General features: G+C 37.5%; 8 protein-coding genes and 1 other RNA gene. 8 read left to right on the top strand and 1 reads right to left on the bottom strand.

Annotation, left to right across the window (positions count from 1 at the left end):
• The first annotated feature begins 24 nt into the window (after positions 1-24).
• The 4 genes from gpsB (at position 25) to D7I46_RS06115 (ending at position 4,479) form a co-directional block, all read left to right on the top strand.
• A complete protein-coding gene (gpsB, locus tag D7I46_RS06130) occupies positions 25-411 on the top strand; it encodes a cell division regulator GpsB (RefSeq protein ID WP_120772093.1) in 387 nt (128 codons plus the stop codon).
• Between the two features lie 350 nt (positions 412-761).
• Positions 762-1,139, top strand: an RNA gene (gene rnpB, locus D7I46_RS06125) — RNase P RNA component class B.
• 148 nt (positions 1,140-1,287) lie between these two features.
• Positions 1,288-2,442 (top strand): THUMP domain-containing class I SAM-dependent RNA methyltransferase, encoded by a 1,155-nt coding sequence (locus D7I46_RS06120; RefSeq protein ID WP_120772092.1) that lies wholly within the window; start codon positions 1,288-1,290, stop codon positions 2,440-2,442.
• 273 nt (positions 2,443-2,715) lie between these two features.
• Complete coding sequence (locus tag D7I46_RS06115) at positions 2,716-4,479, top strand: cell division site-positioning protein MapZ family protein (protein ID WP_120772091.1); 1,764 nt, start codon at positions 2,716-2,718, stop codon at positions 4,477-4,479.
• A 259-nt stretch (positions 4,480-4,738) separates the two neighbouring features.
• Here the strand turns inward: D7I46_RS06115 and D7I46_RS06110 are convergent, their stop codons facing one another.
• Positions 4,739-5,830, bottom strand: coding sequence for a M24 family metallopeptidase (locus D7I46_RS06110; protein ID WP_120772090.1), 1,092 nt, complete (start codon positions 5,828-5,830; stop codon positions 4,739-4,741).
• 201 nt (positions 5,831-6,031) lie between these two features.
• Here D7I46_RS06110 and ccpA point away from each other — a divergent pair, with 201 nt between their 5' ends.
• The 4 genes from ccpA (at position 6,032) to D7I46_RS06090 (ending at position 11,641) form a co-directional block, all read left to right on the top strand.
• Complete coding sequence (ccpA, locus tag D7I46_RS06105; protein ID WP_120772089.1) at positions 6,032-7,030, top strand: catabolite control protein A; 999 nt, start codon at positions 6,032-6,034, stop codon at positions 7,028-7,030.
• A 317-nt stretch (positions 7,031-7,347) separates the two neighbouring features.
• Positions 7,348-8,313 (top strand): NAD(P)/FAD-dependent oxidoreductase, encoded by a 966-nt coding sequence (locus D7I46_RS06100; RefSeq protein WP_120772088.1) that lies wholly within the window; start codon positions 7,348-7,350, stop codon positions 8,311-8,313.
• Positions 8,314-8,746: 433 nt separating this feature from the next.
• Complete coding sequence (locus D7I46_RS06095) at positions 8,747-9,307, top strand: CvpA family protein (RefSeq protein WP_120772087.1); 561 nt, start codon at positions 8,747-8,749, stop codon at positions 9,305-9,307.
• A gap of 3 nt (positions 9,308-9,310) precedes the next feature.
• Positions 9,311-11,641 carry an endonuclease MutS2 gene (locus D7I46_RS06090; protein WP_120772086.1) on the top strand — a complete coding sequence of 777 codons (2,331 nt, stop codon included), beginning with the start codon at positions 9,311-9,313 and terminating at the stop codon, positions 11,639-11,641.
• The last annotated feature ends 799 nt before the right edge of the window (positions 11,642-12,440 follow it).

The raw sequence follows: 12,440 nt of genomic DNA, 5'->3' as shown, positions 1-12,440 counted from the left end.
TATAATGATGATAAAGAGGTAAAAATGCCAACATTTAAATTTACTCCCAAAGATATTTATGAAGCAGACTTCTCAACCAAAATGCGTGGATATGATAAAGAGGAAGTTGATGAACTCCTTGATGATATTATCGCAGATTATGAAGCTTATCAAACAGAAGTTCTGCGTTTACAAGAAGAAAATGAATTTTTAAAGAAAAAAATTGCTGAATTGGAGATGCAAGTATCTAAGCCAAATCAAGCGAATCTTGATGATACGCAACGCTTTGATCCAAGCCAAATCCTTCAATCACGCGTAAGTAAGCCAAAAACTGAACTGCGTAACCCAAGTAATTTTGACCTTTTGAAACGTATTAATCGTTTGGAACAAGCTGTATTTGGTCCAAATGGTATTGCAAATGATAATGACTAACTAGTTTTTGCTGTGCTTTTTTTGTTGTGTCTAGTTTTCGGTATTATGGCTTCGCGCATAGTAAATGAAGCCATAAATGCAAAGTGTTAACTTGCTTGCTTAATCTGCAAAGTCAATTCGTTGTCGTTAGTTCAAACTTTGTTTGATGTGTTCTGATAATATCAAAAATATTATGCCCATTCCTATTGAGTTAGCCTGATATGCTTAGGTTTATTAATATCATAGGATTGAACAAAAATAGGTTTTCAGAATAATTTTTTTGTGTTTTAGCGCAGATCTTGTGCTGAAATCAGAAGCAATAGCTCCACTTGTGTTACAACATTTGGCAGTGTAATTGCGATAGAATAACAGTTTTCGGATAATCGCGCGATTTTTTAAAAATCGTGAGGAAAGTCCATGCTCGCGCGTTGCTGAGATGCACGCAGTGTTTGTGCTAGGTTAAACAATAAACCTAGGTAGGAGCGTCATGCCTAACGGCTGGCGAAATCACTAAGTTTTTGATTTTCAAAAATATGTGAAAGTAGCCTATAAAAGTGCCATAGAGACGAGTCTTGCGGGAAACCGTAAGAATGGAACGTGGTAAACCCCTCAAGCGAGCAACCCAAACTTATGGTCGGGGCACTTAACTAGCTGAAATGAAAGCGTGGTTGAGGCTGATTTCTTCGGATTTTGGCAGACAGATGGTTATCGAAGGTCTTTTAGACTGGAACAAAACATGGCTTATAGAAAACTGTATGACACAGGCTGGGGCTTTTAGCCTCGCCTTTTTTTAATTAAAGATGTTCAAGAATGATTTTATTATAGTCTGATGCTGATTAATGGAAAACTAGACTTTTGAAGTATTCAATATAACATATAAGGAAAAAGAAGAAATTAATGAAAAAAGAATTTAAATTAGTGGCAACAGCTGCGGCTGGACTTGAGAGTCTTGTGGCTCGCGAATTGCGCCAACTTGATGTTGAAAATGTGACAATTGATGATCGGTCACGTGTATTTTTTAAAGGGGATTTGACTACCATTGCTAAGACTAATCTTTGGTTGCGCACGGCAGACAGAGTGAAGATTGTAGTGGGAGAGTTTAAAGCCCAAACTTTTGATGAATTGTTTGAAGGAGTGTATGCGCTTCCTTGGGCTGAATTAATCCCTTTTGGTTGCCAATTTCCTGTAAGTAAAGCAAAATCAGTTAAATCTACATTGCATAATGAACCTTCTGTTCAAGGAATTACCAAAAAAGCAATTGTGAAGAAGTTACAAAAGACTTATCATCGTCCTGAAGGTGTACCTATTCCCGAAAATGGTGCTAAATTTTCTATTGAAATCGCTCTGCACAAAGATGTGGCAACGGTGTTACTTGACACAACGGGAGATTCTTTGTTTAAGCGAGGGTATCGCACGGAAAAGGGTGAAGCACCACTAAAAGAAAATATGGCTGCTGCGATTATTTTATTAACCAATTGGTTAGCTAATACCAAACGACCTTTTATTGACCCAACATGTGGTTCTGGAACTTTCACCATTGAGGCAGCAATGTTGGCATTAAATATGGCACCAGGAATGAATCGAAATTTTGCATTTGAAGCATGGCCTTGGTTTGAGGATGACATTTTAGAATCAGAACGTGTGAAAGCTCGCAAGCAAGTGAGAAGTGATTTGGAGCTGGATATTCAAGGAACGGACATTGATGGTAAAATGATTGAAATTGCGAAACGCAATGCACTTGCGGCAGGCCTTTCAGATGTGATAGAATATAAACAAATGCGACTTCAAGATTTTCAGACGGATAAGCTTGATGGAGTAATCGTCTCCAATCCACCGTACGGTGTCCGTCTTGATGATGAGGAGAGTGTCACACGACTTTACGCAGAAATGGGAGAAACTTTTGCCCCGCTTCAAACATGGAGTAAGTATATTTTGACAAGTGATGTAGCTTTTGAGCAGCATTATGGTACAAAAGCAACGAAGAAACGTAAACTCTATAATGGAACATTGCGTGCTGATTTGTATATGTATTTTGGAAAGCGTATAAAATAATCTTTTGCGGATGTGCATTGATGAGTGAGATGCCATAAATTGTGCTATACTAGACTAACTTTATACGTGTCATGGTGCTGTTTCTGCGCTATGAAGTTAGACTGCAGCGTTAATTCGTTGTTGATTTTTACAACAAATTTATAGTAAGTTCAGTGTAGACTAAGTTTATCAGAGCGTTGTATTGGAATAGTTGAGTTTGAGTCGCTCTTGTGTTCTGATTTATCATTTTCTTGTCCTAGAGATTGGGGAAGTGAGGTCTTATTCGGAGGAAAAATGTCAAACAAGAATAAAAAAAATAATAACCAAAAGCAAATCGGTGAAAAGACGCTAAAACTGCAAGATTTGAAGGATTTTACTGTGGGGGAGATTGTCGAACAATCAAAGCGAGTAGATCAGGAAAACCAAGAAAATGAGTCAGTGCTGGATAAATATATTCGCCAACATCGGAGCGAAATTGAAGAAGCAAAGAGTAAAAATTTAGATGAGTTTATCCAAAATGAGCGTGAAAAGTTAAGTCCTTCAGAGGAGAAAGAAGAGTCTGAAGAGCAAAATGTAACTGATGATTTGAAGGAAACACCTGTCAGTACTGACAAGGAAGAACTTTTATCTCATGTCAGTCACGAAGAGGAAAAAGCAGAAGCAGTCGAATCAGAGCAAGAGATTATCTCTGATGAAAATAATGATGCTAAAGAAGAGAGTGATATAGAGAAAAAGGAACCTACTCTAGACCCTGTTATTATGGTGGATGCAGCACAAAATGTTGATGAAAAGTCAAAGATGACAGTTGCACCTACTGACAGAGAAGAATCATTTGCTGATGAAAAACTGTCAGTAGAAAAATCAAATGAAGAAGTTTTAGAGCAACAGGTAACTCAAGAACCAGTTCCTATCATAATGTCAGCCAATGAAGTGCCACTGACAGAAGAAACTGTCAGCACTAACGAAACAGAAGAAAATATCAAAGAGCAGGCAGAAATTTCAGAAAATCCAGTTATTGCTCCTTCAGATGAAAATCAAGAAGTATTGAGTCGTTCTAAAGGTAAAAATAGAAAAATACCGATCATTATTGGTGCTTGTGCAGTTGTTTTGCTCGGAGCAGGTGCAGTTGGTTTTGCACAGTATAATGCCAATCAGCATCCAAAACCAGTACAGACGGCTAAAAGTAATAGTGAATCATCGGATTTAGATAAATTCAATAAAGCTTACGATGCTTTCTTTACTGATAAATCTCATGTGGCATTAAAAAATAATCAGTTTACTCAACTTTCTACTCTTGAAAAAATGATTAGTCCGCATAAAAATGCAACGGCTTGGTCTAACGCCGTTTCCGAAACACAAGATTTGAAAGATCAAATTGCAGCGATTAATCTTGTGAACGCTTTATTTACTAAGGCTGTCATTACTGACGGAAAGTTTGATACTACTCCGAAAGTGATAAGTAATGTAAAAATTCCTGCCACTCCTAAAACAGGTAATGAAACATTAAATAAATTACTAACTAGAGCGATTGCTTTGGCTAAGTCGCAAGTAGAAAAAAATAATACTGCAGCATCTTCAACACAAAATACTTCAGCTGGAACGACCTCATCATCAGATAGTACACAAAGTAATACAATGCCATCAACAAATACTACTGAGTCTAATACGAGTACAGACACGAGTAACTCAGGGATAACAAGTGTAGTAACAAATAATGGCGGTTTGAGTGCTAATGGCGTGACACTTGATACTGCGAAAGCACGTGTTCAACCACAAGCGGGTATTAATCCAAATGATTCAGCTTTTATTTGGGGTGATGGTATCTTGCAGAAAGTTCTAGATATTTGTCGTGCGCGAGGTTATATTAAAGGAAATAGCTATATCCTTGTACCAACGGCTATCCATACGACAAACGGTAGCCAAGGCTTCCCAGCGGGCATTGTAAGTGGATATTACAATCTTTATGCTCCAGACGGAAGCTATCTTGTGTCTATTAATGACAAAACAGGCTATTTCGTTGGAAATGGTGCAGGTCATGCTGATGATTTAGACTATTGATAAAAAATAAACTCTGTCAGTGCTGTTCGAGAGATGAGGTGCTTTTGCATCAATTTTTCAGGATAGGATAGTATAAGTTCACAACTTTCATGTGAGTTTATACTATGACAGGTTTTTTTGTTTATCCAAAATTAAAAAAACGTTCTGTCAGTACTGACGGAACGTTTTTAGTTATTTTATCTCAAAATACGATAGAATTTTATACTATATGTAGCTCTATATAGCTCTTTAATATGACATGATTTAGAAGTTATGAGTATTAGAAAATCATTAAATCTTTATTAGTATGCGTGAAGCTTTCACAACCAGAATCGGTCACATAGATACAGTCTTCAATCCGAACACCAACTTTACCAGGAATATAAATACCAGGTTCGTCAGAAAAACACATCCCTTTTTCGACGATGATGTCTTCTGAACCACCAATTGATGGAAACTCATGAACATCCATTCCAATCCCATGACCAAGACGATGGTTGAAATATTCACCATAACCTGCTTTAGTAATCACATCTCGCGCGACTTTATCAACTTCAATAGCAGAAACACCTGGTTTAATGAAATCCATAGCAGCAAGCTGTGCTTCGAGAACAATTTTGTGAATCTCTGCATCAAATTCGGAAGGTGTTCCAATCGCAATTGTTCGTGTAGCATCAGAGGCATAACCATGACTCATCACTCCAAGGTCAAAGAGCAAAAGTTTGTTTTCTTGTATCTTGACTTCTTCTGGAACACCGTGTGGATTGGCAGCTCTAGCTCCTGATAAAACGATAGTTTCAAAGCTCATTTGGGGTACACCCATGCGCTTCATTTCGTATTCAATTTTTGCGACGATATCAGATTCAGTTACACCGTTGCGCTCAGCGGCTGTTGTGAAGCCAATTTCAAAACATTTGTCTGCAAAATCTCCTGCAATCTTCATTTTTTCAATCTCATCAGCAGATTTAATCAGGCGCATCCGCTCAACGAGTGGTGTGAGGTTGACAAATTCGATATTTTCGCCAAATTGTGCTTTCAGCCCTTCTATTTTTGAGAGAGGAATGTCAGAAAATTCAACAGCGATTGATTTTACAGTTGCTTTGACATGATTTTTGATTACTTCCCAAGGATTTTGAGCATCTTCGTAACCAAAAATATCAAAGCCATTTGTTTTTTCTTTTGCTTTTTCAACTTCTAGAGCTGGAGTAAAAAGCATAGGTGTTGAATCTCTAAAAATCATCAGTCCAGCAATGCGTTCGTGTGGGTCGATTGCAAGGCTAGTCAGATAATTGAGAGTCGTTGGGTTGGTGATAAAAGTCATATCGACTTCTTTTTCGTTCAGAAAATCTGAAATACGTTCAATTTTGCTCAAAATATGTCCTCCAAATTATGAAAATGAGCATTTTAAGATTTTTACTTCTTAAAAAGCATCTTATTTTCATTTTACGCTAATTTTTCTAAAAAATCACGTATTTGATGGTTGAAAAGGTTTACAGTTTATGATAAAATTTGTAAATGAAAATGGTTTTCATAAATACTGTGGACAAAACACAAGAAAGAGGTCAGCCAGAATATGGTAGAATCAACAACAACAATTTATGACGTGGCACGTGTCGCTGGAGTTTCAATGGCAACGGTTAGCCGTGTTGTAAACGGGAATGCAAATGTGAAAGAGAAGACGCGCCAGAAGGTTTTGGATGCTATCGCAGAGCTTGACTATCGTCCAAATGCGGTAGCACGTGGTCTTGCAAGTAAGCGCACAACAACAGTGGGCGTTATCTTGCCAACCATCACTTCAACTTATTTTGCAGCAATTACACGTGGAGTTGATGATATCGCTTCCATGTATAAATACAACATGATTTTAGCTAACAGTGATAATGATGTTGAAAAAGAAGGGAAAATTCTTGAAACTTTTCTGTCTAAGCAAGTTGATGGAATCGTATACATGGGGTCGTCTTTAGATGAAGAGGTACGTACCGCGCTAAAAAATACGCGTACACCAGTTGTGCTAGTTGGGACAATTGATGGAGATAAAGAACTTCCATCAGTCAATATTGACTATCATCTGTCTGCTTATCAAGCAACAACAAAACTTGCTAAAAATGGAAATAAGAAAATTGGTTATATCATGGGTTCATTGACTGATGCTGAAAACATTGAACGCATGGTTGGTTATCAAGAAGCTTTGATTGAATCTGGTCTTGAGTTTGACGAAGAATTAGTATTTGAAGGCAATTATAGTTATGAACAAGGGAAGGTTTTGGTCGAACGTTTACTTGATAGAGGAGTAACAGGCGTTGTTGTGGCTCATGATACGGTCGCAGTTGGCGTTTTATCGGCTTTGATGGCTAAGGGAGTCAAAGTACCTGAGGACTTTGAAATTATTGCAGGAAGTAATTCACCAATTACGCAATATACTTACCCAAGCTTAACATCTGTTAATCAGCCACTCTATGATTTAGGTGCGGTTGCAATGCGTCTTTTGACAAAATTGATGCTTAAAGAAGAAGTGGAAGAAAATCAATTGATTTTGGACCATGAAATCATTGAACGTCAATCCACAAAATAAGAGTAATTGCCCCATTTTGGGGCTTTTTTTTACTGACAGAAATTCTGTCAGTAAAAAATTATTAAAAAGAGATGTAAAGTAAAAAGTATTTGACATTTCTAGAAAAACTGGTAATAATAGAGTTACCGTGAAAAATACAAGATAATTGTTTACACGGATTTATCTATAAGAAATACATCTTAATGCTGTTTCGGCCTTGATGCACTATGTCAAAGTTGTGAATGAAAAGCAAATTTATCATAAGACAGTATATTTGTAGTTCATCTCTACGTTTTTGGAAAATTTCGAGATGAATGAGTATAAAATAGGAGTTTGAAATGCAGAATGTAGATTTGATTATTGTTGGAGCGGGTCCTGTTGGACTTTATGCAGCATTTTACGCTGGAATGCGAGGTTTATCTGTGGCAATGATTGAGTCTGCGGAAGTTGCAGGGGGACAACCACAAAATCTATACCCTGAAAAATTGATTTATGATGTTGCAGGATTGCCTGTAATTTCAGGAATTAATTTGACCCAAAACCTTTTAGAACAAGTGGCACGAGTGCCTCACGAGCTTTTTCTAGGCGAATCTGTTCAAAAAATTGAAAAAGTTACTGACGGATTTTTTGTCAGCACTGACAAGGAAAAAAGAAGTGCAAAAGCGGTGTTATTAACGACAGGAGCTGGACTTTTGACCCCGAGAAAGCTAGGGTTGGAACACGAGGAACAATTTGCTAAATCTGGAAAAATATCGTATTTTATCCGGTCGCTCGAAGAATTCCGAGGAAAAAGGGTTGCAGTGCTTGGAGGTGGAGATTCTGCTTTGGACTGGTCATTGATGCTTGAAAATATTGCAGAAAAAGTGCATCTTATTCATCGGAGGACCGCATTTCGAGCTCATGAAATTACTGTTGAGCAAGTATCTGAGTCAAGTGTGGAAATTTATGTTCCTTATACCCTGTCAGCACTGACAGAAACAGGATTGTTGCTGACAAAAGTAAAATCTGACGAAAAAGTCAATTTGTCAGTAGATAAGATACTTGTCAATTATGGTTTTGTGACGAATCACATTGATTTGATTGATGAGATTGAGCTAAGTCGCAATGGTCGTGTGAAAACAAACCGTGAACAGCAGTCAAATATTGAGGGACTTTATGCTGCTGGAGATGCGAGTGATTACATAGGTAAAGTCCCTCTGATGTCGGTTGGCTTTGGAGAAGCAGTCACAGCAATCAATGCAATGACAAAAGTTTTGACGCTAGATCATGCCATAAGAAAAGGACATTCCTCATCACTCTTCTGATAGGTTATTAGATATGTGCAAAAAAGCAAAATGAATTGATTTCATAAAATTATTGATAAATTTATCAAAGCAAGTGCGTGCTAATACCCCTACCTAGGGATAAAGCAGTACTATCTTCGCTATGCTACGCTGTCCATTCGCTCTAAGTCGCTGAAGCGACAAGACGAAATGGCAAGCTTTGAATTTCGTCCGACTAAATTCAGCGGTGAGTTGCCCTTTTATCAGTCGCTTCAGCGACTAGAGAAAATGGACAAATGTTTTACGAAACTCCCACTGAATAAGTCTTGACTTCATGCAAGTCTTTTACGTAACTCAATTCAGGGCTACGTTTTTTTGATGAAATACGATATAATAGGAAGAGTACACAATGAATTATCCATAGGACAACTGGATTTCACTAGATAAATAACCTCTAAAAAAATAGGAATTTCTCATGTTATTAAATTTGATTATTTTAATTGCACTTATTTGGGCATTTATGATTGGCTACTCACGTGGTCTGATTTTGCAAGCTATTTATAGCTTTGGAACAATTCTTTCAGCGATTGTCGCAGCGAATAACTATAAAGGACTTGCCAAGCAGATTAGTATGTGGATTCCTTTTTCAAGTGCTACAGAAAACTCACATCTTTTGCTGTTTAGCAATGACTTGCTTTTTCATCTAGATGAAGCATTCTATGCGGGAGTAGCCTTTCTGATGATTTTTGTAGTTGTTTATGTTATCATCCGACTCATTGGACTTTTTCTACGATTCACCATGAAACCACTAGGAAAAAATGGTAAGATTATTGCAGGAGTATTAGGCCTTGCAGCGACCTATTTTGGATTGCAAATGCTGCTCATTACCCTGAGCTTAGTGCCGCTTGCAACGGTTCAGAGTCATATTGATGCAAGCTTTCTTGCCAGATTCATGGTATTACATACACCAATAACATCAGGATTACTTCAAAATTTATTTATTGAAAATATTGTCCACATTAATCCACTTAGTTAAAAAATGAATAAAAAAATCTTAAAAATATTAGAGTATGATAAAGTTAAATCACAATTTTTGAATGATTTGACAACCGCTCAAGGGAAAGAAGAACTGACAGAACTTCTCCCACTTACTGACCAAAATAAAATTCAGCTTCTTTTTGATGAACTTTCTGATTTCCGTATTCTCACGCAAGAAAACGGACTTTTAAATCTATCAAAAACAACAGACTTGACAGAAATTCTTAGGCGATTAGAGCTTGATGGAGAACTTAACGGCAAGGAATTTGTCGAAATAAAAAAATTGGTTCAGCTTGGCGTCAATATTGCACGATATTTTGATGCAGCTGAGAATGTAGAAATACCAACCTTACAACTCACTTTGGATAAAGTCGTTGATTTGTCAGTACTGACAAAAAAACTAGAAATCTTTGATAATGCTGGGAGTCTTTATGATAATGCGTCATCGGATTTACTCCGTATTCGAGGTGCCATCAAGCGTTATCAGTCTGATATCCGTAAAATCATGCAAGAAATGCTGACAAAGAACCTGTCAGTGCTGACAGAAAATGTCATCACTATCCGTAATGACCGTCAAGTGCTTCCCGTCAAAGCAGAAAATAAAAACAAGATTCCAGGTGTTGTTCACGATATGTCAGCGAGTGGGCAAACGCTTTATATCGAGCCAAATGTTGTAGTAGCACTAAATAACAATCTCAATCAAAAACGCATCGAAGAAAAAAATGAAATTTCACGTCTCTACCGAGAATTATCAGCAGAGTTAAAACCTTACACCACAGAAATTCGTCAAAACGCTTGGTTAGTTGGACACATTGACCTCACTCGAGCAAAGTATCTTTATCTGACAAAACATAAAGCAACTATTCCAACACTTACAGAGGAAAAAGATATTACGCTTTTTGAAGCGCGCCATCCTTTGATTGATTCTAATACTGTTGTAGCAAATGATATAAAATTCTCAGCAGATTTGAACACAATTGTGATTACAGGGCCGAATACAGGTGGTAAAACGATTACACTCAAGACTGTAGGACTGCTTTCTGCTTTAGCACAGTCAGGTTTGCCAATTTTGGCAGGTGAAGGAAGTCGTGTTCATCTTTTTGATGAAATCTTTGCAGACATTGGAGATGAACAATCTATCGAGCAAAGTTTATCAACATTTTCTAGTCACATGACAAATATTGTTCACATTCTTGAAAAAGCAGACGATAACAGTCTAGTATTATTTGATGAACTTGGTGCTGGTACTGATCCGAAAGAAGGAGCAGCGCTTGCGATTGCCATCCTAGAGCAACTTCGTCGTGCAGGAATCAAGACAATAGCAAGTACACACTATCCAGAGTTGAAAGCCTATGGTGTGGAAACAGATAGCGTCATCAATGCTAGTATGGAGTTTGATATTGACAAGATGCAGCCTACTTACCATCTTCAACTTGGTGTTCCAGGGCGTTCAAATGCATTAGAAATATCAAGAAGATTGGGACTTTCTGCCGAAATTATCAAAGAAGCAAGCAGTCAGATCTCGGATGAAGAGCATGACGTGAATCACATGATTCAAAGTCTTGAAGAAAAAACGCGTGAGGTCATTAAAAGTGCTAATCATATTAAAAAAGTGGAACGCGAAAATATAGCACTTCATAGAGATTTAACGCGGGTCTACAATCAAATTAATCGTGAGCGTGAGATGGAGCTTGAAAAAGCCCATAAAGAAGCTCAAGAACTTGTGAAAAAGGCAAGTCTTGAAGCTCAAGAGATTCTCAAAAACCTTAATGATAAAGCAACCCTCAAACCTCATGAAATTATTGCAGCAAGGGCAGAGCTTGAAGCACTTGCTCCAACGATTGATTTTAGTCAAAACAAGGTACTCAAAAAAGCTAAAGCAAAACGTGGCCTCAAACAAGGAGCTGAGGTCAATGTCATGAGTTTTGGACAAAGAGGAAAGCTCATTCGTCTCGAAAAAGATGGACGTTGGACTGTTCAAATGGGCTCAATTACGACAAAACTTGCAGAAAGCCAATTTGAAGTAATTGAAACAGAAGAACAAAAACAAGCAAAAACTAAAAATATTACCAAAAAAGTATCCAGCAAAGTCAAAGCGCAGCTTGACTTGCGTGGTTTGAGGTATGAAGAGGCAGAGCTTGAGTTGGACAACTATATTGACCAAGCACTGCTTGCAAATTTGATGCAGATTACGATTGTTCACGGAATCGGTACAGGAGTAATCAGAGAAATGGTACAGAAAAAACTTCAGAAAAATCGTCACATTAAATCATACGAATATGCGCCGATTAACGCTGGTGGGTCAGGGGCAACAATCGCAATATTGAAGTAAAATAATAAGCAGTTATTTTCAGAGAAAATATTGTCCATTATGTTGCGTATTTTTACGCAAAATTAGTGTGGAGATGTGACGCTTTGGATTCAACGTTGCTCCGCTGTCCACTTGCTATGCGACTAAAGCTGTAAGTCAAGCTGTAGTTTTGGAGTTACGATTTTCAAGATTCTCTGCGCACACATATTTTCGAGTGAAAATGCTCCATTTTGTTCAATTTATCTAACTTTCTGGACAAAAATGATAGAAGGAATTTTATGAGAATAGGTTATAAGCATATTATTTTGCCAATTGTCTGAATTTTGATATAATAATATTAAAGAAAGATAAAGGTAATTTATCTTTTGAAGGAACTAGATTTTCAAGGAAAGTGAGCGTGAAAGCTAGTCATAAGTTAACACAAGGGATGGTGTCGGGGCGACATTGGTGTTAACTGTATTGTTTCCACTTCTACCTCGAATTTGGAGAATGGTTCGTTGGTGGACTATATCAGCATGGCGTTGCTCTGGGTATGATATTGCAGGCAACTCCAATTTATTGAGGGTTGTATAACGAATAAGCGATATAGGATAGTGGTTAGCGAACAAGCGCAAACCTATTCCAAAGGTAAGTCGAGTAAGATTTGCCCAACCTTAGTTCCTCTCTCTTCAATATTGCAGAGAAGAGATGGGTGTATTGTCTGCAGAGAAGTGTCGAAAGGATGTATTTAAGTGTAGACGATAGAAAATCTAGGACCATGTACCTGCCTTGATAAAGGCAGGTTTTTTTCGGTGTAAAAAAGTCAGTTTCCTTGAAATAT

The sequence above is a fragment of the Lactococcus allomyrinae genome (assembly GCF_003627095.1).
In the GTDB taxonomy this organism is placed as follows: Bacteria; Bacillota; Bacilli; order Lactobacillales; family Streptococcaceae; genus Lactococcus; species Lactococcus allomyrinae.
The sequence above is the reverse complement of the archived record's forward strand: the minus strand, read 5'-3'. Positions and strand labels throughout refer to the sequence as shown.

Excerpts from the sequence above, each read along its gene's own strand:
- ccpA (WP_120772089.1), top strand. The coding sequence starts at position 6,032 with ATGGTAGAATCAACAACAACAATTTATGACGTGGCACGTGTCGCTGGA.
- D7I46_RS06115 (WP_120772091.1), top strand. The coding sequence starts at position 2,716 with ATGTCAAACAAGAATAAAAAAAATAATAACCAAAAGCAAATCGGTGAA.
- D7I46_RS06095 (WP_120772087.1), top strand. The coding sequence starts at position 8,747 with ATGTTATTAAATTTGATTATTTTAATTGCACTTATTTGGGCATTTATG.
- D7I46_RS06100 (WP_120772088.1), top strand. The coding sequence starts at position 7,348 with ATGCAGAATGTAGATTTGATTATTGTTGGAGCGGGTCCTGTTGGACTT.
- gpsB (WP_120772093.1), top strand. The coding sequence starts at position 25 with ATGCCAACATTTAAATTTACTCCCAAAGATATTTATGAAGCAGACTTC.
- D7I46_RS06120 (WP_120772092.1), top strand. The coding sequence starts at position 1,288 with ATGAAAAAAGAATTTAAATTAGTGGCAACAGCTGCGGCTGGACTTGAG.
- D7I46_RS06090 (WP_120772086.1), top strand. The coding sequence starts at position 9,311 with ATGAATAAAAAAATCTTAAAAATATTAGAGTATGATAAAGTTAAATCA.